The 24,424-nt window shown below is 74.3% G+C and carries 19 protein-coding genes; 7 read left to right on the top strand and 12 right to left on the bottom strand.

Going from position 1 to position 24,424, the window contains the following annotated elements:
- The first annotated feature begins 62 nt into the window (after nucleotides 1-62).
- Nucleotides 63-332 (top strand): hypothetical protein, encoded by a 270-nt coding sequence (locus A8711_RS02420; protein WP_064447902.1) that lies wholly within the window; start codon nucleotides 63-65, stop codon nucleotides 330-332.
- 195 nt (nucleotides 333-527) lie between these two features.
- On the opposite strand, the gene nudC is transcribed toward A8711_RS02420, so the two are convergent.
- The 3 genes from nudC to A8711_RS02405 are packed head-to-tail and all read right to left on the bottom strand — an operon-like array spanning nucleotide 528 to nucleotide 4,107.
- On the bottom strand, nucleotides 528-1,475 hold the full coding sequence (gene nudC / locus A8711_RS02415) for an NAD(+) diphosphatase (RefSeq protein ID WP_064447903.1): 948 nt from the start codon (nucleotides 1,473-1,475) through the stop codon (nucleotides 528-530).
- On the bottom strand, nucleotides 1,472-2,800 hold the full coding sequence (locus A8711_RS02410; RefSeq protein WP_069087337.1) for a pitrilysin family protein: 1,329 nt from the start codon (nucleotides 2,798-2,800) through the stop codon (nucleotides 1,472-1,474). The genes nudC and A8711_RS02410 overlap by 4 nt, the downstream gene beginning before the upstream one ends.
- Complete coding sequence (locus tag A8711_RS02405) at nucleotides 2,797-4,107, bottom strand: pitrilysin family protein (RefSeq protein WP_064447904.1); 1,311 nt, start codon at nucleotides 4,105-4,107, stop codon at nucleotides 2,797-2,799. Before A8711_RS02405 ends, A8711_RS02410 begins: the two co-directional genes overlap by 4 nt.
- A gap of 148 nt (nucleotides 4,108-4,255) precedes the next feature.
- Here A8711_RS02405 and A8711_RS02400 point away from each other — a divergent pair, with 148 nt between their 5' ends.
- From A8711_RS02400 to A8711_RS02385, 4 genes are read left to right on the top strand one after another with little or no spacing between them, the layout of a single operon-like run.
- Nucleotides 4,256-5,317 carry an ABC transporter substrate-binding protein gene (locus A8711_RS02400; protein WP_064447905.1) on the top strand — a complete coding sequence of 354 codons (1,062 nt, stop codon included), beginning with the start codon at nucleotides 4,256-4,258 and terminating at the stop codon, nucleotides 5,315-5,317.
- A complete protein-coding gene (locus tag A8711_RS02395; RefSeq protein ID WP_030503658.1) occupies nucleotides 5,314-6,093 on the top strand; it encodes an ABC transporter ATP-binding protein in 780 nt (259 codons plus the stop codon). Before A8711_RS02400 ends, A8711_RS02395 begins: the two co-directional genes overlap by 4 nt.
- A complete protein-coding gene (locus A8711_RS02390; RefSeq protein ID WP_030503657.1) occupies nucleotides 6,083-6,967 on the top strand; it encodes an ABC transporter permease in 885 nt (294 codons plus the stop codon). Before A8711_RS02395 ends, A8711_RS02390 begins: the two co-directional genes overlap by 11 nt.
- Before the next feature lie 4 nt (nucleotides 6,968-6,971).
- Complete coding sequence (locus A8711_RS02385; RefSeq protein WP_069087336.1) at nucleotides 6,972-7,415, top strand: Rrf2 family transcriptional regulator; 444 nt, start codon at nucleotides 6,972-6,974, stop codon at nucleotides 7,413-7,415.
- A 150-nt stretch (nucleotides 7,416-7,565) separates the two neighbouring features.
- Here A8711_RS02385 and A8711_RS02380 read toward each other — a convergent pair whose 3' ends face one another.
- The 7 genes from A8711_RS02380 to A8711_RS02350 all read right to left on the bottom strand — a co-directional run bounded on the left by A8711_RS02380 (nucleotide 7,566) and on the right by A8711_RS02350 (nucleotide 18,411).
- The gene (locus tag A8711_RS02380) at nucleotides 7,566-7,751 is read right to left on the bottom strand and encodes a hypothetical protein (RefSeq protein WP_043328445.1); all 186 of its coding nucleotides are present in this window, start codon (nucleotides 7,749-7,751) and stop codon (nucleotides 7,566-7,568) included.
- Between the two features lie 163 nt (nucleotides 7,752-7,914).
- Nucleotides 7,915-9,168: a DEAD/DEAH box helicase gene (locus A8711_RS02375; RefSeq protein ID WP_069087335.1), complete on the bottom strand. Its 1,254-nt coding sequence runs from the start codon at nucleotides 9,166-9,168 to the stop codon at nucleotides 7,915-7,917.
- 178 nt (nucleotides 9,169-9,346) lie between these two features.
- Nucleotides 9,347-9,550 carry a cold-shock protein gene (locus A8711_RS02370; protein WP_013288421.1) on the bottom strand — a complete coding sequence of 68 codons (204 nt, stop codon included), beginning with the start codon at nucleotides 9,548-9,550 and terminating at the stop codon, nucleotides 9,347-9,349.
- Between the two features lie 204 nt (nucleotides 9,551-9,754).
- Nucleotides 9,755-13,159 (bottom strand): ATP-dependent helicase, encoded by a 3,405-nt coding sequence (locus A8711_RS02365; RefSeq protein ID WP_069087334.1) that lies wholly within the window; start codon nucleotides 13,157-13,159, stop codon nucleotides 9,755-9,757.
- Complete coding sequence (locus tag A8711_RS02360; protein WP_176722741.1) at nucleotides 13,156-16,740, bottom strand: ATP-dependent DNA helicase; 3,585 nt, start codon at nucleotides 16,738-16,740, stop codon at nucleotides 13,156-13,158. The genes A8711_RS02365 and A8711_RS02360 overlap by 4 nt, the downstream gene beginning before the upstream one ends.
- Nucleotides 16,741-16,981: 241 nt before the next feature.
- On the bottom strand, nucleotides 16,982-17,527 hold the full coding sequence (locus A8711_RS02355; protein WP_043328444.1) for a TIGR00730 family Rossman fold protein: 546 nt from the start codon (nucleotides 17,525-17,527) through the stop codon (nucleotides 16,982-16,984).
- Nucleotides 17,528-17,529: 2 nt separating this feature from the next.
- Nucleotides 17,530-18,411, bottom strand: coding sequence for a TIGR00730 family Rossman fold protein (locus A8711_RS02350; protein ID WP_069087333.1), 882 nt, complete (start codon nucleotides 18,409-18,411; stop codon nucleotides 17,530-17,532).
- A gap of 154 nt (nucleotides 18,412-18,565) precedes the next feature.
- Between A8711_RS02350 and A8711_RS32315 the strand changes: the two genes are divergently transcribed.
- Nucleotides 18,566-18,727, top strand: coding sequence for a hypothetical protein (locus tag A8711_RS32315; RefSeq protein ID WP_166457212.1), 162 nt, complete (start codon nucleotides 18,566-18,568; stop codon nucleotides 18,725-18,727).
- Between the two features lie 46 nt (nucleotides 18,728-18,773).
- On the opposite strand, the gene dapE is transcribed toward A8711_RS32315, so the two are convergent.
- Entirely contained in the window at nucleotides 18,774-19,847 is a 1,074-nt protein-coding gene (gene dapE, locus A8711_RS02345; RefSeq protein ID WP_043328442.1) for a succinyl-diaminopimelate desuccinylase, read from the bottom strand.
- Between the two features lie 105 nt (nucleotides 19,848-19,952).
- Between dapE and dapD the strand changes: the two genes are divergently transcribed.
- Nucleotides 19,953-20,912, top strand: a complete 960-nt coding sequence (gene dapD / locus A8711_RS02340; RefSeq protein WP_064447941.1) for a 2,3,4,5-tetrahydropyridine-2,6-dicarboxylate N-succinyltransferase — start codon at nucleotides 19,953-19,955, stop codon at nucleotides 20,910-20,912.
- A 51-nt stretch (nucleotides 20,913-20,963) separates the two neighbouring features.
- Here dapD and A8711_RS02335 read toward each other — a convergent pair whose 3' ends face one another.
- Nucleotides 20,964-24,302, bottom strand: a complete 3,339-nt coding sequence (locus A8711_RS02335) for a S8 family serine peptidase (protein ID WP_069087332.1) — start codon at nucleotides 24,300-24,302, stop codon at nucleotides 20,964-20,966.
- Nucleotides 24,303-24,424 lie beyond the last annotated feature (122 nt).

Raw genomic sequence — 24,424 nt, 5'->3', positions numbered from 1 at the left:
AACATGACGCGGGAGTGACGTGGAAGTTCCAGCGGGTAACCGTCCACTCTCCGGGGGACACCATGCGGTTCCTGATCGTCCGCACCGAGATCCGTACCGCCGCCGACGCCGACATCGCCGCCGCCTGGGCCGGTGGGGGCCGCCTGCGGGACGAGACGAGCACGCCGGAACCCCGCCGCCAGGTCGTCCACGCCGAGGACCGGGACGCCGCGCTCCTGCTCGCCCGAGCGCTGTCCGCCGTCGGGGCGGTACGCGCCGGCCGGCACCGGGTCAAGGTGCTGCCCATCGAGGAGCCCGCACCGGGGCAGCCGTACCGCTGGCACGGTGGATGACCGGACGCTGACGTCCGTCGTGGCCGGACCGGCTTCCCCCGCCGATCATCGCCTCACCCGGCCACGACGGCCCGTGTTCCCGGCCCGCGACCGTCGCGGCAACGACGGTCCGGGCCGGGACCGTGCCCGCCCGGCCCTGCGCCCGCCAGCCGAAACGCCCCAACCCGACGGGCGGGCGGGCGGAACCAGGGCGGGTCAGCAGTGGCCGTCGAGCCAGCGGTGCACCAGGAACAGCGCGATCGACGACGGCGGCGGCAGGATCAGCCGGTCTCCCCCGCCCACCGGCACCGGCTCGCCGGCCAGCGCGGCCCCGATCTCCCGGCGGGTGAACCAGCGCGCGTGCGCGATCTCGGCCAGGTCGACCCGGATCGGCGCGTCGGCGTCGGCGCGGGCCAGGAAGCCGAGCATCAGCGAGCCGGGGAACGGCCAGGACTGGCTGCCCACGTACGCGATCTCCTCGACCGGGACGCCTACCTCCTCGCGGACCTCGCGGAGCACGGCGGCCTCGGCCGACTCGCCGGGCTCGACGTATCCGGCCAGGCAGGAGTAGCGGCGCTGGCCCGGGGTGCGCGGCCAGGCCGCGTTGTTGCCGAGCAGGCAGCGGCCGTCCGCGCCGTCCATGCCGTCGTGCACCAGCACGATCATGGCCGGGTCGGTACGCGGCCAGACCCGGTCGCCGCCCGGGTCGATCCGTGACCAGCCGGCCTCGTCGGCCTGCGTCGCCTTCCCGGTCGTGGACGAGTAGCCGTGCCGCAGGTGCCAGTTGAGCAGCGCCAGCGCGGTGGTGAACAGGCCCGCGTCCCGGTCGGTCATCAGGTGGCCGACCTCGCGCAGGTGCGCCGGGCGAGTTTCCGGCAGCGCCGGCAGCGGCCCGTCGACCGCGAAGACCGGCACGCCGTCCGGCTCGACGCCGAGGAACATCGGCACCGACCGGGGCACCTCGGGCAGGTCGCCGGGGCCGACCAGGACCAGTTCGGGTGGGCTCGCCACGCCCCGGACCAGGGCACGCCCCTCGGCGGCGGAGTCGAGCACCAGCACCCGCGCCCGCTCCCACGCCTCGGCCAGCCAGGCCGGGTCGGTACGCCGGTGGGCGGCCCGGTCGAGCGTGGACCGGGCCAGCGGCGGCGCGGGCTCGCCGCTCACGCGGATTCCGTACGTACCGGTGTCAGCGCGGCGAGCGAGTCGGCCACCCGTTCGGCGTCGCCGAGCACGACGGTGACCGCGCGGGCCGGCGCCAGGTAGCGGGCGGCCACCTCGGCCACGTCGTCCACAGTCGCGGCGGCGAGCCGGGCTGCGTGCTCGGCGAGGAAGTCCAGCCGCAGCCCGTTGCCGGCGTACGCGCTGGTCAGCGACGCGAGCCCGGCCTGGGTCGACATGCCGAGCTGGAGCGTGCCGAGCGCGTACTGGCGGGCCTGCTCCAGCTCGTCGGCCTTCGGCGGCACCGTGGCGAGTCGGCCCAGCTCGTAGTTCGTCTCCACCAGCGCCGCCGCTGTCACCTCGGTGGCCACCTCGGCGCCGGCGATGAGCACCGAACCGGCCACCGAGTGCTCGACGAGCGAGTGCGGCCCGTACGTGTAGCCCTTGTCCTCGCGGATGTTCTCCACCCAGCGGGAGGAGAAGTAGCCACCGAAGATGAGGTTCGCCAGTTGCAGCGCGGCGTGGTCCGGGTGGGTACGGGGCACCGCGGGCAGCGCGAGGCGTACCGAGGACTGCACCGAGCCGGGCCGGTCGACGAGCAGCAGCGGCCCGGGTTCCAGCGGCGGCGCGGGCGGCAGTTCGGCGACGTGGCCGTCGCCGCGCCAGCCGGCGAGCGCCTGCTCGGCCGCGTCCAGCGCCCGCTCCGGCGCCACGTCGCCGACGAGCACGAGCACCGCACCGGCCGGGTGTACCCGCTCGGCGTGCAGCCGGCGCAACGCGGCCGGCCGGACCGCCCGGACCTGGTCGGGGTCGGGGGTCTGCACGGCGTACGGGTGGCGGCCGTACACCCGCTTGAGCAGCGCGGTTCGGGCCAGGTGCGACGGCTGGCTCTGGGCGACCTGGATGCGGTCGACCAGCCGGTCCCGTTCGGTCTCCACCCAGTCGGCCGGGTAGTTGGCGCCGGTGAGCACCTCGGCGAGCAGTTCCAGCATCCGGTCCAGGCCGGTGACCAGGCCCGCGCCGGAGAGCATCAACCGGTCCGGGTCGAGCCCGGCGGTCAGTCCGCCGCCGACCTTCTGCAGCTCGGCGGCGATCTCGGTGGCGCTGTGCGCCTGCGTGCCGGCGAGCATGGTCTGCGCCAGCATCGCGCCGCGGGCCAGGTGCGTGCGCCCGAACGGCATCCACAGTCGCAGCTCGACCAGCGGTACGGCGGAGCGGCGTACCGCGATCACGGTGAGGCCGTTGCGCAGCGTGCGCTCGGCCTGCTTGGGCACCTTGAGGCGGCGGTTCGGGCGCAGCGCCGGCAGCGGCCGGACAGTAGTAGCAGTCATCGGGCTCCTCCGGCGACGACCTCGACGGACGCGCGGCGCTCGGGCCGCAGGGTGGCGGCGGCGGCGCGGACCTGGTCCTCGGTCACCGCGCCGACCAGCCGGGGCAGCTCGTTGAGCAGGCCCGGCTCGCCGCGCTGCTGTTCCAGCACGGCCATCCGCAGCGCCCGGCCGAGCACCGCGTCGGTGTCGCGCAGCAGGTGGGTGGCCATCCGGGCCTGGGTGCGCGCCAGCTCTCCGTCGGTCAGCCCGTCGGTCGCCAGCCGGTCCAGTTCCTCGTCGATGGTGCGCAGCACCTTGTCCACGTCGCCGCCGGGCGGCAGGTGCGCCTGGAGCAGCAGCGCGGTGGGGTCGCGCACGTCGAACGGGTCGCCCATGAAACCGACGTACCCGCCGAGGCTGGTGACCGACCGGTCGCGCTGCACCAGCCGCTCGACCAGCCGGGACGCGTCGCCGTCGGTGAGCACCTCGGCCAGCACCACGTAGGGCAGGTAGCCGGCGAAGTCGTCGACCGGGTCGGGCACGCGCCACGCGCCGGCCACCGCCGGCAGCGGGGCCAGCGCGTCGGTGTACGTGCTGCGCCGCTCGGTGGTCAGGTCGGGCTCGGCGAAGTCGGGCCGCTGCGGGGCGGGACGGGCCGGCACGTCGCCGAAGTGCCGTTCGATGAGCGTGGTCGCCTCGGCCACGTCGATGTCGCCGCTGACCGCCAGTACGGCGTTGCCGCTGGCGTAGTAGCGGCGGAAGAAGTCGGCGGCGTCGGCCACTGTCGCCGACTCCAGGTCGTCGAAGGAGCCGTAGCCGTCGTGCGCGTTGGGGAAGGTGTCGAACATCACCGGGGGCAGCGTCAGCCAGGGGAACCCGCCGTACGGCCGGTTCAGCACGTTGACCCGGATCTCCTCCTTGACCACGTCGACCTGGTTGCGCAGGTTCTCCTCGGTCAGCCGGGGGCCGCGCATCCGGTCGGCCTCCAGGAACAGCGCGCGTTCCAGGGCGTTGGCGGGCAGCGTCTCGAAGTAGTCGGTGTAGTCCAGGTGGGTGGAGCCGTTGAACGTCCCGCCGGCGCCCTGGACGTGCCGGAAGTGGGCCAGCTTCTCCAGGTTCTCCGACCCCTGGAACATCAGGTGCTCGAAGAGGTGGGCGAAGCCGGTGCGTCCCTCCGGCTCGGAGCGGATGCCGACGTCGTAGACCACAGCCACCCCGATGACCGGGGCGCTGCGGTCCGGCGTGAGCACCACACGCAGGCCGTTGTCGAGGGTGAACCGTTCGGCCGGGTACTTCGTCGCTGGGATCTTCGCTCTCCGCGTGGACACGAGATCGACATTAGCGCTTCCGTACCGGCTCTATCGCCGGTGTGCCCTGGCCGAACGGTGGACTGTTGCGGGACGGGTCTTGACGCCGGCGGCCACTTGCCCCACTCTTCCTACCAACTAAATAGGAATACTGCGGATTGGACATTCGATGAGAGGGCTTCCCCTGCGCCGCCTGGTCACCCTGGCGACCCTGGCCGCGGTCGGCGCGGCCACGCTCGGCACCACCGCCGCCTGCGGCGAGGACAGCGACGCCGCCGGCGGGTCCGGCCCGGTCACGCTGCGCCTGGGCTACTTCCCCAACATCACGCACGCCCCGGCCGTGGTCGGCGTGGAGAAGGGGATCTTCAAGGAGAAACTCGGCAGCGACGTCGAGCTGGACACCAAGACCTTCAACGCCGGCCCGGCCGCCATCGAGGCGGTCTTCTCCGGCGCGCTCGACGCCACGTACATCGGCCCGAACCCGACGGTGAACGCCTTCTCCAAGTCCAAGGGCGAGGCGGTCCGGGTCATCTCCGGCGCGGCGTCCGGCGGCGTCGCGCTCGTGGTCAAGCCCGGCATCACCTCGGTGGAGCAGCTGCGCGGCAAGAAGATCGCCACTCCGCAGCTCGGCAACACCCAGGACGTGGCGCTGCGCTTCTGGCTCAAGGAGAAGGGCCTGGAGACCACCAAGGAGGGCGGCGGCGACGTCAAGATCGTGCCGCAGGAGAACGCGCAGACGATCGAGACGTTCGGCAGCGGCGCCATCGACGGCGCATGGGTGCCCGAGCCGTTCGTCTCCCGGCTGGTCAACGCCGGTGGCAAGGTGCTCGTCGACGAGCGTGACCTCTGGCCGGACAAGAAGTTCGTCATCACCAACCTGCTGGTCAGCACCAAGTTCCTCAAGGCACACCCGGACGTGGTGAAGAAGCTGGTCGAGGGCCAGGTCGCGGCGAACGAGTTCGTCAACACCAAGCCGGACGAGGCGCAGCAGGCCATCTCCGACCACATCGGCAAGATCACCGGCAAGCCGCTGGACCTCAAGCTGATCAAGCAGGCCTGGCCGACGCTGGAGTTCACCAACGACCCGATCCCGGCCTCGCTGAAGACCGGCCTGGACCACGCCGTCGCGGTCGGGCTGACCCAGCCGGTCGACCTGAACGGCCTGTACGACCTCAAGTACCTCAACGAGGTCCTCAAGGCGCAGGGCAAGGCCGAGGTCAGCCAGCCGTGACGTCGACGACCACGACCCCGCGCAGCGCGACCGGCTCGGTCGCGCTGCGCGGCGTCACAAAGGTGTACGGCCAGGGCGACCAGGCCGTCCTGGCGCTGGACGGACTGTCGCTGGACATCGCGCCCGGCGAGTTCGTCTGCATGGTCGGCGCGTCCGGCTGCGGCAAGAGCACGCTGCTCAACCTGGTCGCCGGCCTGGACCGGGCCAGCGGCGGCACCATCGAGCTGGGCGAGGGCGTCAACCCGGGGCTCATGTTCCAGGAGCCGGCGCTCTTCCCATGGCTCACCGTCGAGGGCAACGTCGAGGTGCCGCTGAAGCTGCGCGGTCTCCCCCGCGACCAGCGCAAGGAGCGGGTGGCCGAGCTGCTGCGCACGGTCCACCTGTCGGAGTTCGGCCGCAAGCGCCCGCACCAGCTCTCCGGCGGCATGCGGCAGCGCGTCGCGCTGGCCCGCACACTCGCGCTGGAGACGCCGGTGCTGCTGATGGACGAGCCGTTCGGCGCGCTGGACGCGATGACCCGCGACATCCTGCACGACGAGCTGGAGCGGATCTGGACCGAGCGCAAGCTCACCGTCCTGTTCGTCACGCACAACGTCCGCGAGGCGGCCCGGCTCGCCGACCGCATCGTGCTGCTCTCCAGCCGGCCCGGCCGAATCATCTACTCCACCGAGGTCGCCGTGCCGCGCCCCCGGCGGATCGACTCGCCGGAGGTCTCGGCCATCGCCGCCGAGGTCACCGACCGGCTGCGCAAGGAGGTGGGCCGGCATGGCCAGTGACACCCTGTCCGCGTCGGCGCGGGCCGACGCGGAGATCTCCGGGCTCGACGCGCTGGAGATCGCCGGCCGGGAGAAGGGCCCGTCCCGGGTACGCCGCCTGTGGTCGGCCACCTGGCCCAAGCTCGCCGCGCTCGCGCTCGCGGTGGCGATCTGGCAGGCGGTGGTCTGGTCCGGGTGGAAGGAGCCGTGGGCGCTGCCCGGCCCGGCCGTGGTCTTCGGCGACCTCGGGGAGTACCTGCTCAGCTCGGCGCTCTGGGAGGGCCTGGCCACCACCGCCCGGCGGGCGGCGGTCGGGTTCGCCGCCGCGGTCGCGGTCGGCCTGCTGCTCGGCCTCGGCGTGGCCCGGGTCAAGGTGCTCCGGGCCGCGCTCGGCTCGATGATCACCGCGTTGCAGACCATGCCGTCGATCGCCTGGTTCCCGCTGGCCATCCTGCTGTTCCAGCTCAGCGAGCAGGCGATCTTCTTCGTGGTGGTGCTCGGCGCCGCGCCGTCGGTCGCCAACGGCGTCATCCACGGCGTGGACTACGTGCCGCCGCTGCTGGTCCGCGCCGGCCGCAACCTCGGCGCCCGGGGGCTCAACCTCTACCGGTACGTGATCGCGCCGGCCGCGCTACCGGCCATCGTGGCCGGGCTCAAGCAGGGCTGGGCGTTCGCCTGGCGCAGCCTGATGGCCGGTGAGCTGCTGGTGGTCATCGCCACCCGCACCTCGATCGGCGCACAGCTGACGTACGCGCGTGAACTGAGCGAGGCGCCCCGGCTGATGGCCATCATGATCGTCATCCTGGTGGTGGGCCTGCTCGTGGACACCGCGTTCGGTGCCGCCGACAAGGCGATCCGCCGCCGCTGGGGCGTGCTGGACCAGGCCGGCAACTGACGTCGTGTACATCTCCGCGCGCGCCGACTACGCGCTCCGGGCCATGCTCGCCGTCGCCGACGCCGCCGGTACCCCCGGCGACGCGGTGTCCGGCGGCGGCGAGCTGGTCAAGGCGGCGAGCCTGGCCGAGAGCCAGGACATCCCGCTCAGCTTCCTCCAGGGGATCCTGCTCGACCTGCGGCGGGCCGGGCTGCTGCACAGCCATCGCGGCACCGAGGGCGGGTACGCGCTGACCCGCCCGCCGGACGAGATCAGCGTGGGCGACGTGCTCCGCGCGGTGGGTGGCGCGATCACCAGCGTCCGGGGCATCCCCGCCGACCGGGCCGGCTACCACGGCGTGGCCACCGGCCTGCGGGACGTGTGGCTGGCGGTGGACGGCGCGATCGCCCTGGTCGTGGACCGGACCACGCTCGCCGACCTGCTGAGCGACCGGGCGACGGCACCCTGACGCGCGTCCGGTCACAGGGCGACGGCGCGCGGGGTCGCGGACCCGGCCGGTTGTCGGCCACAGAGGGCATGACTCCTGGCCGATATGACTCTCGGGCATATTTATACCTGAGAGTCATATCGCTTTCCGGGCATCATCCGCCCGGCGCGGCTACTGAGCGTGCGGGGCGCTCATTCCGGGCGTGAAGCTGCGGGCGGCGCCGCGATCCGGCGAGCCGCCGTCGGAGGGCCGCCAGGGCCCGAACGCGGCCACCGCGGCGAGCGCCAGGCCGGCCCCCGCCACCGCGAGCACCAGCAGCACTTCCCGTGCACCGCCCGATCCGGCTTCCCCCGCCATGAACCGCTCCCTCCGCGTCCGGCCGACCCCCCGACCGGTCCCCCGCCCGACAGCATCGCCGCCACGGCGAGGCCGGACAGTCGGACAGCCGACCGAACGTCGACTGATTCCCGACTCAGGGACGGTCGGCCGGCCCGCTCGAAGCCGAGCCGGTCAGGCGCGGTCAGCGGCGGCGCGGACGCCGGCGAGGACGGGTCGCCGGGGCGGGGTGCGCGGCAGCGGGCGCGGCGATGGTCACCGGCACACCGGACGGCTCCCGGGCGCCGGTGAGCCGGCTCAGCTCGCTGTCGCCGGGGCGTACCCGGGTGGTCTTGGGGTTGATGCCCGCGGTGCTCATCAGCCGGGCGACGTCGCGGCGCTGCTCCGGCAGCACCAGCGTGACCACGGTGCCGGACTCGCCGGCCCGCGCGGTCCGGCCACCCCGGTGCAGGTAGTCCTTGGCCTCCGCGGGCGGGTCGGCGTTGACCACCAGGTCCAGCCCGTCGACGTGGATGCCCCGGGCCGCCACGTCGGTGGCCACCAGCGCGGTGACCTGGCCGGTGCGGAACTGCTCCAGGATGCGGGTGCGCTGCGGCTGCGACTTGCCGCCGTGCAGCGCCGCGGCGCGTACGCCCTTGGCGAGCAACTGCCGGGCCACCCGGTCGGCGCGGTGCTTGGTGGCGATGAAGACGATGGTGCGGCCCTCGCGGGCGGCGATGTGGGCCAGCGCGGCCTGCTTGTCGTCCGCATCGAGGTGCAGCACGTGGTGGGTCATCGCGGTGACGGTGGCGGTGCCCGGGTCGACGGAATGCGTCACCGGGTCGGCCAGGAAGCGGCGGACCAGCCGGTCCACGCCCCGGTCCAGGGTGGCCGAGAAGAGCATCCGCTGCCCGCCCGGCGCGACCTGCTCCAGCAGCTTCGTCACCTGCGGCAGGAAGCCCATGTCGGCCATCTGGTCGGCCTCGTCCAGCACCGTGATGGACACCTGGTCCAGCCGGGCGTCCCCGCGGTCGATCAGGTCGTGCAGCCGGCCCGGCGTGGCCACCAGCACCTCGGCGCCGGCGCGCAGCGCGGCCGCCTGCCGGGTCAGGGAGAGCCCGCCGACCACTGTGGCGCAGCGCAGCCCGAGCGTGGCAGCGTACGGGGTGAGCGCGGCGGTGACCTGCGCGGCCAGTTCCCGGGTGGGTACGAGCACCAGCGCGAGCGGACGGCCCGGGCGGGCCCGGCGGCCGGCCGTACGGTGCAGCAGCGGCAGCCCGAACGCGAGCGTCTTGCCGGAGCCGGTGCGGCCCCGGCCGAGCACGTCGCGGCCGGCCAGCGAGTCCGGCAGCGTGGCCGCCTGGATCGGGAACGGCGCGGAGATGCCCTGCGCGGTCAGCTCGGAGACGAGCGCCGGCGCCAGGCCGGTGGCGGCGAACGTGGGCAGGGTCGTGGTCATGCGGAAAGCCTTCCTCGAGGCGGCACGTGTCGAGGAAGGGCGCCGGGCTGCGGCGCGTCACCGGCGTCACCGGTGGTCACAAGCACGAACCGAAAGGGACGGGCCGGCCCGGCAGAGGCGGGCCGGCCCGTGCACCGCGCCCGAGAGGGCGCGGTGGTGGTGCCGGTTGATCCGAAGATCAGAGCGGGCGGATGTTCTCCGCCTGCGGGCCCTTCTGGCCCTGGGTCACCTCGAACTCGACCCGCTGGTTCTCGTCCAGGCTCCGGTAGCCGGAGGTCTGGATCGCCGAGAAGTGGGCGAAGACGTCGGCGCCGCCGTCGTCCGGGGTGATGAAGCCGAAGCCCTTGTCAGCGTTGAACCACTTGACGGTGCCAATTGCCATGTGTTTCGTCTCCTTGACGGAACGGTCGGCCCGCACGTGTTGCGGGCCGGAGAGGAGCACCCCGCGCGTGGAATACGCGGCGTGCCTGTCGCTGCTGGTCGCCCCGCCCGGAGAACTCCGGACACAACAAAGAGCGCCTGGGGCCACAATCCGCCAGGCGCACACAGAGTCTCTGGAAACCAAAACTGCAACCCGGACAACGTATCACGGACTCGTGCGCTGCGGTAGATCCCCCGGGATTTCCGGCACGGCGGCCACCAGATCGGCCAGCCCGTCCGCGTCGAGCAGGTCGGCCGGGCGGACGGTCACCGAGTCCCGGACGTAGTGGAACGCCGCGCCGACCCGCTCCACCGGCACCCCGGCCAGTTCCGCCCAGGCCAGCCGGTAGACCGCCAACTGCACCGCCGCCGCGTCGGCCTCCCGGCCGGTGGGCTGCCGCCCGGTCTTCCAGTCGACCACGTCGTAGCGCCCGCCCGGGCGGGCGAACACGGCGTCCATCCGGCCCCGGATCACCACCCCGGCGACGACAGTGGCGAACGGCACCTCCACCTCCACCGGCACCCGGTCGGCCCACTCGCTGGCCAGGAAGCGCTCCTGCAACTCGACCAGGGCCTCGTCCGGGGCCGCGTCCTCGTCCGCCGCGCCGGGCAGCTCGTCCACGTCGAGCAGCCGGTCCGCGCCGAAGCGCTGCTCCAGCCAGGCGTGGAACGCGGTGCCGCGCCGGGCGTACGGCGTCGGTTCGGTGGGCATCGGGCGGCGCAGCGTCCGGGCCAGCGCCTCCGGGTCGCGGCGCAACGCCACCAGCTGGGTCACCGAGAGATGGCCGGGCAGTTCGACCTCGACCGCCTCGGCCTGCCGGGCCAGCTCCGCCCGCTCGGCGAGCAGCAGCTCGGCCTCACGCCGCCAGCGGGCCACCTCGGCGTCCTCCGCCGCGCCGGTGGTGGCGAGCAGCGCCGCCTCGCGCCGGGCCACCTCCGGGTCGGCGAGGTACCGGCGGACCAGCGCCGCCGCCTCGGTCAGCGCGGGCCGGCGGGCGCCCAGCGGGTCGGCCGGCCACTCGGCCCGCAGCACCGTCTCGGTGGTCGGGTTCACCGCGTCCCCGGCCGGCTCGGGCGTCCACGCGTCGACCACACGGCCGTCCGGGTCGGCCAGGCAGGCGTCGTGCACCTCCCGCAGGAACACCGACGGGCCGCGGAACCGCTTGGTCCCCTCCCCCCACCAGTAGCCGGAGCAGAGCAGCAGGCGGCGGGGGCGGGTCACCGCCACGTACGCCAGCCGGCGCTCCTCCCGCTCGTCGTGCGCCCGCCAGTCGTCGGTGAACTCGGTCAGCGCCCGGGCCACCCCGCGCTGGTCCTCCGCCTCCGGCAGGGCCAGCTCGGGCAGCCCGTCCGCGTCGCCGCGCAGCGGGAACGGCAGCACGCCCAGCCCGCCCAGCCAGTGGTCGGAGTTGCGCACCGGCCCCGGCCAGACGCCCCGGGTCATCCCGGCCACCGCCACCACGTCCCACTCCAGGCCCTTCGCGGCGTGCGAGGTGAGCACCTGCACCGCGCCGGCCACCACCTCGACCTCGCCCGGCGCCAGCCCGCGCTCCTCGTCCTCGGCGGCGGCCAGGTAGGCGAGGAAACCGGCGAGCGTCGCGCCGGGCGTCTCGCCGCTGAACCGGGCCGCCACGTCGCCGAGCGCGTCCAGGTGCGCGCGGGCCAGCCCGGCGTCGCCCGCGCCGTCCCGGCCGGCCCGGACCGCCACCTCGACGTCGAGGCCGATGGTCCGCTCGATGTCCGCGATCAGTTCCGGCAGCGACTGGTCCAGGCGGTAGCGCAGCAGCGCCAGTTCCATCCCGTACGAGCGCAGCCGCGCGTAGCCCTCGGCCGAGTACGCCTGCGCCGGCCCCAGGTCCGCCAGCGCCTCCACGAGCGTCGCCTCGTCCAGCACGTCCACGGTGATCTCCGGGCCCTCGTCGCCGGTCAGTTCCCGGCGGCTGCGGGCGATCGCGCGAGCGCGGCGGTGCAGGGCGACCAGGTCACGCGGGCCGATCCGCCAGCGCGCGCCGGTGAGCAGCCGCAGCAACGCCGCCCCGTCGGTCGGGTCGGCGAGCACGCGCAGCGTGCACACCACGTCCCGTACCTCCGGGGTGTCCAGCAGCCCACCCAGGCCGACCACGTCGACAGGCAGTCCACGAGCGCGCAACGCCGCCTCGATCGCCGGGATCTGGCTGCGCAGCCGCACCAGCACCGCGGTGGTCGGGCGGCGGTCGGCCGGGATGTGCTCGGGCAGCGCGCCGGGCATCCCGGCCGCGCCTCGCCAGGCCGCCAGCACGCTGTCCGCGATCCAGTCGGCCTCGTCGGCGTACGTCTCCAGCAGCGCGCAGTGCACGGTGCCGGCGGCCTGCCCGCCCGGGGTGCGGTGCGGGATCGGGTCGCGGACGCTGAGCGCGGCGTGCAGCTCCGGCACCCGCGCGCCGGCCGCCCGCAGCGGCACCGACAGCGTGTTGGCGACACCGAGGATCTCCGGCCGGTTGCGCCAGCTCGTGGTCAGGCTGAGCACGTCGGCGGGGCTGCCGTCGGTGCGGGCGAACTCGGCCGGGAACCGGTCCAGCGTGCCGGCGCTGGCCCCGCGCCAGCCGTAGATGGACTGGCACGGGTCGCCCACGGCGGTGACCGGGTGGCCGCCGCCGAACAGCGCGTTGAGCAGCACCACCTGGGCGTGGCTGGTGTCCTGGTACTCGTCGAGCAGCACCACCCGGAACCGGTCCCGCTCGATCACGCCGACGCCGGGGTGGTCGCGGGCCACCCGGGCCGCGCGGGCGAGCTGGTCGGCGAAGTCCATCGCCTCGAAGTCGTCCTTGCGCCGGGCGTACGCGCGCACCAGCGGCAGCAGCTTCAGCCGGGTCCGCTGGAGCTGGAGCGCCTTGCGCACGTCGGCGTAGACCCGGCCGGGACGCGACTGCACCTCGGCGAAGAACCGGCCGGTCCAGCCGGCCAGCTCGTCCGGGTCGACCAGGTGCTCGTCCAGCTCACCGGCGAGCGCCAGGACCGCGTCGGTGATGGTGGACGGCATCCGGTCCACCTCGGACATGTCCCCGTCGTAGTTGCGCACCAGCATGTCGACGAGCTGCCAGCGGGACGCCTCGGTGAGCAGCCGGGTGGTCGGCTCGTACCCGGCGCGCAGCCCGTGCTCGGTGACGATCCGCCCGGCGTACGAGTGGTACGTGGACACGGTCGGCTCGCCCGCCAGCGGGTCGTCGTGCGGGTCCCGCCCCTGCCGGCCGAGCCGCCGGATGAGCTGGTCGAGCCGCGTGCGGACCCGGTGGGCCAGCTCGCCGGCCGCCTTGCGGGTGAAGGTGAGGCCGAGGATGTGCTCGGGGCGTACGTAGGAGTTGGCGACCAGCCACACCACCCGCGCGGCCATCGTCTCGGTCTTGCCGGAGCCGGCGCCCGCGACCACCAGCAGCGGCTCCACCGGCGCGGCGATGATCGCGGCCTGTTCCCGGGTGGGCGCGGGCAGCCGCAGCAGCCGGGCCAGCTCGACGGGCGTGTAGCGGGGCCCGGCGTCGGCCGCGCGCGGCGCGGGCGTGGCGGGAGCGCCGAACAGCGCCGGCTGAACGCTCATGAGTTCTCCGGGGGCGGCTCGACCACCTGGCGGCCCTGGCCGGAGACCGGGCAGCTGGTGCGTACCGGGCAGACCCGGCACTTGGAGTTGGCCACCGCGGCGAACGTCGAGGCGGCCATCGTGTCGGCGGTACGGCGCACCAGCGCGGTGGCCCACCCGGCCTCCGGCCCCTCCCCGGCCGCGGCCTGGGTCTGCTCCTTGGCGTCCCGCGCGCCGGTGCCGAGCTGCACCAGCGCGGCCCCGCCCGGTTCCTCGCCGAACTCGGCGAACCCGCCCGCCTCCACCGCCGCCTGGTACGCGCCGAGCTGCGGATGCTCGGCCACCTCCCGCTCGGTGACCGCCGTCGACTTGCCGGTCTTCAGGTCGATCACCACGAGCCGCCCCTCGGCGTCGACCTCCAGCCGGTCGACCCGGCCGGTCAGCTCGATCGGGCGGGACGGATCGTCGAGGCGGACCGCGAACTCGTGCTCGATCGCCAGCAGCCGGCGCGGGTTTCCGGCCAGCCAGCGAAGCAGCTTGTCCACCATCGCCTCGGCGCGCTGCCGCTCCGGGCCGGCCATCCACCGGGCGGCCAGCTCGATCGCGTCGAACCGCGCGGCCACGTACTCCAGCAACGCCTCCCGGTCGACGCTGGCGTCCTCGGCGAGCATCGCGGCGGCGTGCACCAGGTTGCCGACGCCCTGCGCGGCGCTCGCCGGCCCGCTACCGCCGTGCCGTTCCAGCAGCCAGCGCAGGCTGCACCGCAACGCGCTCTCCATCGCCGACGGCGTGACCCGCACCGGCTCGCCCTCGTCGACCAGCGGCCGGTCGTCGGAGAGGCCGCGCAGCCCCCACCAGTCGTCCGGGTGCGCGCCGGGCACCCCGGCGGCGGCCAGCCGCGCCAGCTCACCCGCCGCCGCGTGCCGCCGGGCGATCGGCGCCGCCGGGTCGGTGACAGCGGTACGCAGCTCCGCCACCAGCGCGGACAGGGTGAGACCGCGTGGCGGCAGCGTGACCGGGAGTACGGCGGGCGGCCCGTCCTGCGGATGCTCGTCCCCGTGCGGCACCGGCCCGTCCGCGGTTTGCCCGCGCGTGACCTGGCCGGTCGGTCCGTTCCCGGCCGGGCCGGGGCCGGTCGGGTCCGGGCCGGTCGGGGCGGTGCCGCCTGCGCCGGTGGCGGGTGGGTCGGCGGCTGCGATTTCGTGCAGGAAGCGGCTCGGCTGCTCCTCGTGGTCGTCCCCGCCGACCGCCGCCGACGCCACAGCGGTGACCAGCAGCCGCCGCCGCGCCCGGCTGATCGCCACGTGGAACAGCCGCCGCTCCTCGTCCAGCAACGCCGACGTCTGCCCGACCAGGCTGGCCCGCAGGCCGGCCCCGTCGGCGCGACCGGCCAGCACGTCGACCAGGCGCTCCGAGCCGAGCAGGCTGCCGCGCAGGCGCAGGTCCGGCCAGACGCCCTCCTGCACCCCGGCCACCGCGACCAGGTCCCATTCCAGGCCCTTCGCGGCGTGCGCGGTGAGCAGGCGTACCGCGTCGCCCCGGTCGGCGGCGGCGGCGAGCGTGTCGGCGGGCAGTTCCTGCCCGAGAACGTGGTCGAGGAACACCTCGGTACGCGCGCCGGGCAGCCGGTCGGTGAACCGGGCCGCCGCGTCGAACAGCACGAGTACGGCGTCCAGGTCCCGGTCGGCGGCCTCGGCCCGCCACCGCTGGGCGGTCTCGTGCTCGCCGGTGGCCGCCCGCCCCCTGGTGATCGCCCCGGCCCAGCGTTCGGCCAGCCCGCTCTCCCGCCACACCGCCCAGAGCACGTCCTCGACCGTCGCGCCCGGGGTGGCGGCGGCCTGCCGGGCGGTCTCCAGCAGGTGCGCCACGGCCTGCGCGGGGGCCGCCCAGCGGCGCTCGATGGTGGACAGTTCGGCCGGGTCGCGCAGCGCCTCCACCAGCAGGTCGCCGGAGGGACGGCGGTCGCCGCCGGCCAGCGCCAGCGCCCGCAGCCCTTGACGCAGCCGCCGCTCGGCCAGCGGGTCGGCCCCGCCCAGCGGCGAGTGCAGCAGCGCGACAGCGGCCTCCTCGTCCAGCCGGTCCGGTTCGAGCGCACAGCGCAGCAGGAGCAGCAGCGGGGCGACCGCCGGCTGGAGGTGCAGCGGAAGGTCCTCGCCGTGCACGACGGTCGGCACCCCGGCCGTGTGCAGCGCGCGCCGCAGCGACGGCAGTTGCCGGCCGGTGGAGCGGACCAGCACCGCCATCCGGGACCACGGCACGCCGTCGAGCAGGTGCGCCTCGCGCAACGCGTGCGCCAGCCAGGCCGACTCGCTGGTGGCGGAGCGGAACGTCCGTACCTCCACCGTTCCGGCCGGCGCATCGGGCAGCGGGCGCAGCCGCCGGTGCGCCGCCGGGCCGCGCAGCCGCCGGGCCAGCCGGGCGGTGGCCGCGAGCAGTTCCGGCCCGGCCCGGTACGAGGTGGTGAGCGTGACCTGGGCCGCCGGCGCGCCGGAGGCGGTGCGGAAGCGGTGCGGGAACGTGGCGACGCCGGCCGGGTCGGCGCCCCGGAAGGCGTACGTGGACGAGTCCGGGTCGGCGAACGCCACCAGGGACCGCCCGCCTCCGGCCACCACGGCGAGCAGGTCGAGCTGCGCCGGGTCGGTGTCGGCCAGCTCGTCGACGTACACGTGGGCCAGGCGGCGGCGCTCGGCGGCGAGCAGGTCGGGATCGTCGAGCAGCATGCCGGTGGCGGCGCGCACCAGCTCCGCCGGGTCGTACGCGACCGAGCCCCTGTTGCTCACGTCGCGCAGGGCGAGCACGGCGACGTACTCCCGCAGGAAACGCGCGGCGGCCGGCCAGTCGGCGCGGCCCAGCTTCTCGCCGAGCCGGGCCAGCTCCACCGGCCCGACGCCGCGCTCCGCGGCCCGCATCAGCAGGTCGCGCAGCTGCTGGGCGAACGCCCGGGTACGCAGCGCGGGGCGCAGATCCTCCGGCCAGCCGACCGGGTCGTCGCCGGGCTCCTCCCCCACCACGTCGAGCAGCTCGCGGATGATCAGATCCTGCTCCGGGCCGGTGAGCAGCCGCGGTGAGGGCTCGCCGCGTTCGGCCGCCGCGCGGCGCAGCAGCCCGAAGGCGTACGCCGGGAACGTGCGCACCAGCGGCTCGCGGACCACGCGGTGTCCGTCCCCGGCGATACGCGCCTCGATCCGGTGGCGCAGCTCGGTGGCGCCCCGCCGGCCGAAGGTGAGCACCAGGATCCGCTCCGGGTCGACGCCCTCGGCCACCCGGGCGGCGACCGCCTCGACGAGCGTGGACGTCTTGCCGGTGCCGGGACCACCCACGACGAGCATCGGCCCGTCGGTGTGCGCGACCACCTCGGCCTGCACCGGATCGACCCGGCGCGAGACGTTCGTGCCCGCCCCGGCCCCGGTCCCGGTCTGCGGCGAAGCGCTGTCGTGCGGCGTGGCGGTCTGTGGGTGCGCGGCATCGCCCGCCGACCCCCCGGATCGCGGCTCCGCCTCGGCCGGCCCACCGGACCGACCCACCCCCTGCCCCGCCCCGGCGTCGTGGGTGACCCCCGCCCCCGCGCCGCCGGGCCGGCGCACCAACCGGTACGCCTGCATCACCGACATCCCACCACGCCGGTACGACACCCGGAAACCGACAGTCGTCCCGCCCGTCACCAGCTCACCTTGCCCGCGGCGCGCACCATTGCCGGCTCCGCCCCACGCCCGGCTCCATGCGTTCACGCCACCTCGGCGAAGTGGCCGCATCACGCGCGCCCGGACACCACCACCTCCCCGAAGTAGTGTCGATCAAGCACGCCGAGACGGTAGTGAACAAGCACGGGTGGCCGGGCGCGCGTCAGGTGAGGCGGGCGTCGATCAGGTCGAGCGCGGCGGGCACGCTGTCGGCGACCATCAGCAGGTCCAGCGCGGCCGGCTTGAGGAAGCGCTGCTCGCCGAGCCCGCGGATCCAGTCGAGCAGCGGCCGGTAGAAGCCGTCCACGTCCACGATCACCATCGGCTTGGCGTGCAGGGCCAGGGTGGCTGTGGTCCACACCTCGAACAGCTCGTCCAACGTGCCCAGGCCGCCGGGCAGCGCCACGAACGCGTCGGACTTCTCGTCCATCAGCGTCTTGCGGTCGGCCAGGCTGTCGGTCACCAGCAGCTCGTCGGAGTCCAGGTCGGCGACCTCCAGGTCGACCAGGGACTGCGGGATGACGCCGATGGTGCGGCCGCCGGCCGCCCGCGCGCCCTCCACCACGGCGCCCATCATGCCGACGCAGCCGCCGCCGCTGACCAACGTGTGACCGCGCCGGGCGAGTTCCTCGCCGGTCTCGGTGGCCAGCGCGAGCCAGCGGTCGTCGAGAGTACGGGAGGACGCGCAGAAGACACAGACGTTCGCCACGTTCAGCTCCGTCCGGCCGGGCCCTCGGGGGCGGCCTCGGCGGCGGCGCGCTGGTCGGCGGCGACCCGGGCGACCGCCTCCTCGCGTACCGCCTCCTGCTCGGCGGAGAGCACCGCCTCGGCCTCCACGATGTGCCGGACCGCTTCGTTGACGTCGTCGGTGAGCCGGATCAGGTCGAGGTCGGCCGGGCCGATCTTGCCCTCGGCGGCCATCGTCGTACGCAGCCAGTCGAGCAGTCCGCGCCAGTAGTCGGTGCCCATCAGCACCACCGGGAACCGGGTCACCTTGCCGGTCTGCACCAGGGTGAGCGCCTCGAACAGCTCGTCCAGGGTGCCGAAGCCGCCGGGCAGCACCACGAACGCCTGGGCGTACTTGACGAACATGGTCTTGCGGGCGAAGAAGTAGCGGAAGTCGATGGCCAGGTCGACCCAGTCGTTGAGGCCCTGCTCGAACGGCAGCTCGATGCCGAGCCCGACGGAGAGGCCGCCGGCTTCGCCGGCGCCACGGTTGGCGGCCTCCATCACGCCGGGGCCGCCCCCGGTGATCACCGCGTAGCCGGCCCGGGCCAGTGCCGCGCCCACTTCCTCGGCCATCCGGCACTCCGGGCTGTCCGGCTTGCTGCGGGCGGAGCCGAAGACGCTCACCGCCGGGGGCAGGTCGGCGAGGGTGTCGAAGCCCTCGACGAACTCGGACAGGATCCGCAGGGCCCGCCAGGCGTCCTTGGTCTTCCAGTCGCTGCGTCCCCGGGAGTCGAGCAGTCGCTGATCAGCGGTACTCGTCGGAATCGCCCGGTTGCGCAGCGTCACCGCACCGCGGTGCCGTTCCGCCCGACGCGTCTCCCCCCGCCGCCCCTGCCCAGCCGACTTCCCGCTGCTCTCGCCCATGTGGTCACCGTAATGGAGCGGATCCGGCGGGACGCGCTGGCCCGGGAGCCGAAGAAAATCTGGGATACGGGCAACTAAATCGCTGGCTCGTACGTCTTACTATTCACATACCCGGTATACCCCGGGCGACGCGCCTTCGGGGGAGGAGCCAGCGTTGATCAGTAACAGCGAGATGATCCGGATTCGCCGTCAGATGCAGCGGCGGATCCGCGACGTGGTGGCCGAGCGCCGCCGCGCCCGGATGATGGAGACCCACCGCACCGACCTCACCGGCGAGACCGGCGAGGCGGACGCGCCCCTGACGACCAGCGTCTGACGATCCGGGGCCCGCCAGGCGGGTGCGGGCCCCGGATCGCGGCGCGTCAGGCCGGGGCGAGCCAGCGGTGCAGGGTGGCCGCGCCGTCCCGGATCTTGGTCAGTTCGACGTGCTCGTCCTTGTGGTGCGCCAGGTTCGGGTCGCCGGGCCCGAAGTTCAGCGCCGGGATGCCCATGGCCGCGAACCGCGCCACGTCCGTCCAGCCCAGCTTGCCGATCGGGGCGGCGCCCACCGCCGCCAGGAACTCCTGCGCCGCCGGGTTGTCCAGCCCGGGTGGCGCGCCGGCCGCCGCGTCGGTGACCGCCAGGTCGAAGCCGGCGAAGACCTCGCGCAGGTGCGCCTCGGCGCCCGCCGGGTCGCGGTCCGGGGCGTACCGGTAGTTGATCTCGATCTCGCACCGGTCGGGGATGACGTTGCCGGCCACCCCGCCGGTGATCCGTACCGCGTTGAGGCCCTCGCGGTAGTCGCAGCCCTCGATCGTCACCCGGCGCGCCTCGTACGTGGTCAGCCGCCGCAGCACCTCGCTCGCGCCGTGGATGGCGTTCACCCCGTGCCAGGAACGCGCCGCGTGGGCCCGCTCCCCGTGCGTGGTGATCACCGCCCGCATGGTGCCCTGGCAGCCCGCCTCGACGATCCCGTACGTCGGCTCCAGCAGCACCGCGAAGTCGGCCTCCAGCCACTCCGGGTGGGTCTGCGCGACCAGGGTGAGGCCGTTGTACTTCGACTCGATCTCCTCGGCCTCGTAGAAGAAGTACGTGACGTCGTAGCGCGGGTCGGGCAGCGTGACCGCCAGGTGCAGGGCGAACGCCACGCCGGACTTCATGTCGGAGGTGCCGCAGCCGTACATCAGGTCGCCGCGCATGGTCGAGGGGAAGTTGCCGTTGAGCGGGACGGTGTCCAGGTGGCCGGCGAGCACCACGCGCTGGGCCCGGCCCAGGTCGGTACGGGCCATGACGGTGTTCTGGTGCCGGTACGTGGTCAGGTGCGGCACACGGCGCAGCACCTCCTCGACGCAGTCGGCGATCGCCTTCTCGTTGAGGGAGACCGACTCGATGTCGACCAGGGCGCGGGTCAGCGCCACCGGATCGGCCAGGACCTCGGGGGTCAACGGGTTCTGCATGTCTCGCACGGTACCGTCAACCTCGGCGGGCCAGGGAACACGTTCGGCGAGGCCCGCGGCCGCGAGCAGCGGCGGACGCCGTTGCCGGAGGAGAAGGGTGACATCGTGACGTCCGCACCATCTGCCTGGGGCATCGGCCTGGCCACCGTCACCGCCGAGGACCAGGTGCTCGACACCTGGTACCCGACCGGCAAGCTGGGTCTGGGCGAGCTGCCGCTGGTGCCCGGCGAGGACCAGGCCGACGTGCTCGACCTGCCGCCGGGCGCGATCGGCGAGCGGGCGCTGCCCGGTCTGCGCACGGTCGAGGTGACCACGGTGATCGGTTCGCTGGACGACCCGATCAAGGACGCGGCCGACGCGTACCTGCGGTTGCACCTGCTCTCCCACCGCCTGGTGCGGCCGAACGAGCTGAACCTCGACGGCATCTTCGGCAAGCTGGCGAACGTGGCCTGGACGTCGGCCGGGCCGTGCCCGCCGGAGCGGGTGGACGAGCTGCGTGTCATCGAGCGGGCGGCGGGCCGCCACCTGGCCGTGTACGGGGTCGACAAGTTCCCCCGGATGACCGACTACGTGGTGCCGTCCGGGGTGCGAATCGCCGACGCGGACCGGGTCCGGCTGGGCGCGTACCTGTCCTCCGGCACCACCGTGATGCACGAGGGCTTCGTCAACTTCAACGCGGGCACGCTGGGCACCTCGATGGTCGAGGGCCGCATCGTGCAGGGCGTGGTGGTCGGCGACGGCTCCGACGTCGGCGGCGGCGCCTCGATCATGGGCACGCTCTCCGGCGGCGGCACGGAGAGGGTGCGCATCGGTGAGCGCAGCCTGATCGGCGCGAACGCCGGTGTCGGCATCACGCTCGGCGACGACTGCGTGGTGGAGGCCGGCTGCTACATCACCGCCGCCTCGAAGATCACCCTTCCGGACGGCCGGACGGTCAAGGCCCGCGAGCTGTCCGGCGTCGACGGGCTGCTGTTCTGGCGCAACTCGGTGACCGGCGCGCTGGAGGCGAAGCCCCGCACCGGGCAGGGCATCAAACTGAACGCCGCGCTGCACGCCAACGACTGAGCCGTACCCCCGTCCGGGTCCGCGCCCACCGCGCGGACCCGGACGGCCGGCTCACCGCAGGCGGTACGCCTGGATGATCCGCTGGGTCACGGTGTTGCCGGCGTCGTCACGGGCGGTGGCCCGCAGCGACGCGTACCCCGGGCCGGCCGGGTGCCGGACGGTGGCCGTCCACGCCCCGCCCTGCTTCTTCACCGTCGCCTTGCGCCAGGTCTTCCCGCCGTCGTAGGAGACGTCGACGGTGAGCGCGACGACCCGGCCGGACGGCGCGCCGGGCTGGCGCTGCACCGCCACCGGCACGGTGAACGTCCGGCCCGCCGGTGCCGAGCTGTCCACCGCCAGCGGCGGGGTGAACCGGACCGCCATGGCCGGCAGCCGGGCCGGCACGTCGCCCGGAACCCGCTTGGAGCGGAACGTCCAGCTCGCCGAGACCTCGGTGCTCAGGTCGGTGAAGCCCCGGGTCGCGGTGGTCTCCAGCCGGTAGTTCGCCGCGCCCGGCGGCACCGTGAACTCGCCGTAGCCCGGGTAGGGCGACTCGCCGAGCAGCTTGCCGTTGCGGAACAGCCGCGTCTGCTCGGTGTCGTTGAGCGAACCGCCCGGGTGGCCGGCCGCGTCGCTGTGCACCGGCAGCGAGACCACGATGCTGTCGCCGATGCGGGTGATGCTCTCCTCCGGCCAGCGCGGCTGCGGGAACGACGGGCCGAAGGGGCCCTTGTTCCATTCCTCGGTGTAGGTGCGCCCGGCCCGGTAGCGGGTGGGCACGGACTGCAGCACCGCCCGCGCCTCCAGCCAGCCGTCCTCGCCCCGCTCACCGAAGTCCAGCTCGGCGCTCCAGCGGGTCTTGGCGGTGGAGAGGTGCTCGATCCGCTTGCCGGGCACCTGGACCGGCAGGACGATCGCCGAGCCGCCGATGTCGTAGTCGGACTCCGGGAACACGACCCGTTCGTTGTCCATCCCGGTGTAGCCGGCGGCGAACCGGCTCGTGACGGTGGCGAAGTCGGCGGGCCGGTAGTGCCTGACGAAACCGGTCGGGAACCGGCCCGGGAACTGCTCGTTCAGGCCGTAGAAGTACGGGCTGCGCTCGGGCGCCTTCGCCTCGGTCCACTGGCTGGCGACCGCGCCGACGAAGAGGTCGGCGGAGACGTTGCGGCCGACCTGGCCCGAGTAGAGACCGTCGAACTTGTCGGCCCAGAGCCCGAAGCTGGCTTGGAAGTCGTCAAGCTTCCAGGCCGCGGTGAGGTCGATCAGCAGCGGTGCCGCGCCGCGCTGCGGCACCGTGGTACGGACCGGCTTCGCCGCCCGCGCGTCCAGCACGAGCCGCTGGTTGCCGGTCACCACCAGCTCCGGCTGGGCGAGGAAGGAGACCTCCGACCAGCCCTCGTCGCCGGCTGCGAAGATCAGGCTCTGCACGCCGTACCGGCCCTTTGGCACCCGCAGCCGGGCCTCGCCGTCGGCGTCGTACACGTCGCGGTAGCTGGCGTCGTCGAGCCCGAGCAGGCTGGTGAAGTAGTCACCGGTCAGAGCGCCGGAGCGGTTGCGGTGCGTCACCGTCAGGTCGTAGCTCTCCACCTCGCGGTCGACCGCGAGCGGGGTCACCGCCACCGCGTCGCCGGCACGGGCGACCAGGCGGCCGGTCCAGTAGCCGTCGGCGCCGCCGAGCCGGGTGTCCACGACCACCGTCACCTGGGCGCTGCCGCCCGCCGGGACGGTGAGCCGGGGGGCGCTGAGGGTGAGCATGCCGGCCGGTGCGGACCGTCCGCCCGGCCCGGTGAACTCGGTGCTCAGGTCCAGCGTGACCGGGGCGGTCCCGCCGTTGCGGTAGGTGACGGTCCGGCTGATCGGCTGGTCGTCGGTGTGCGGCCAGGTCGCCACGCCGAACGAGACGGACGGCGGGTCGCTGGTCACCTGCTGGGTGATCGCGCGGGCGAGGTCGACCCGGCCCGCGCCCTGCTGGTACGCGGTCTGCTCCGGGTGCGGCTTCGCCGAGGCCATCAACGTCGCCTTGTAGCTGGCGGGCGTCCAGCCGGGGTGCTGCTGGGCGAGGAGCGCGACCGCGCCGGCCACGTGCGGCGTGGCCATCGACGTGCCGGACAGTGAGGCGTACTTGTCGCCCACCGGGTCGCCGATCTCGCCGTGTGCGGCCCGGGCGGCCACGATCTCCACGCCGGGCGCGGTGATGTCCGGCTTGATCGCTCCGTCGCCGACCCGGGGGCCACGGCTGGAGAAGTCGGCGAGCGCGTCGTCGCGGTCCACGGCGCCGACCGCCAGCGCGGCGTCGGCGCTGGCCGGCGACCCGACCGAGCCGTCGGCGCCGTCGTTGCCGGCGGCGATCACGAAGAGCGTCCCGTGCTGCTCGGTGAGCGTCCCCACCGCCTCCTCCAGCGGGTCCACCTCCGGCGTGTCGCCGCCGCCGAGACTCATGTTGACCACAGTGGCGTGCTGTTCGGCGGCGGCCCACTGCATGCCGGCCAGGATGGCCGACTCGGTGCAGCCGTAGACCTCGCAGACCTTCCCGGACAGCAGCGTGGCGTCCGGCGCGACGCCCCGGTACTTCCCGCCGGAGGCGGCCCCGCTGCCGGCGATGGTCGAGGCCACGTGGGTGCCGTGCCCGACGATGTCGTCCGGGTTGGTCTCCTCGGTGAAGTTGCGCGACTCGGCGACCTTGCCCGCCAGGTCCGGGTGGGTGAGGTCGACGCCGGTGTCGAGCACCGCGACCCGGACGCCCTTGCCGGTGTATCCGGCGGCCCAGGCGGTCGGCGCGCCGATCTGCGGCACGCTGTGGTCGAGCGTCACCCGCCGCCGGCCGTCGAGCCAGATCCGCTCGACACCCCCCGCCGCGTCGAGCCGGGCACCGGAACTGTCGGCGCTGACCGCGTTCCAGAGCGCGCCGGTGTCGCTCTTGGACGCGACGACCGCCGCGCCGGTGATCGCCGGCAGGTCGCGGGTCACCCGGGCGCCGGCGAGCGGAGCCGCCGCGCGCCGGGCCACCCCCGGCCGGTACGTCACGAGCAGCGGTACGGTGTCGCGCCGCGCGTCGTCGTAGCCGGCCTCGATCAGCCCGGTGACGTCGAACAGCCGCCGGTCGAGTTTGCCGGCGCGGACCAGCGGGAGCGCGTCCTGCGGCAGCACGGTGAGGCGGTCGCGCTCGCGGCGGACCAGGAACTCGATGCCGGTACGCCCGGCGCCGGGGCGTACCGCGGCGTGGTCGCCGGTGACGGTGACCCGGTCCCCGGTGATCAGGGTGACGGTGGCCGTACGGTTGCCGGCCTGTTCGGACGGGCCGGTGGGCGCGGTCGGGCCGGTGGGCGCGGCAGCCCGCGCGGGCACCGGCAGACCGAGCGCCAGCGCCAGGGCCATGCCCAGCGCGCCCAGTTTTCTGCGATTCCGGAGCAACCTTCCTCCTTCGTCGAACGTTTCATCGATGAGGGACACATCGATGCGGGTATCAGCATTGCATACCGCGTATGCATCGGGAAGTCGCCGATCCGACGGAACCGCCACCACGCTCCCGAACC

The organism is Micromonospora sp. II (assembly GCF_001709195.1).
Taxonomy (GTDB): Bacteria; Actinomycetota; Actinomycetes; order Mycobacteriales; family Micromonosporaceae; genus Micromonospora; species Micromonospora chalcea.
The sequence above is the reverse complement of the archived record's forward strand: the minus strand, read 5'-3'. Positions and strand labels throughout refer to the sequence as shown.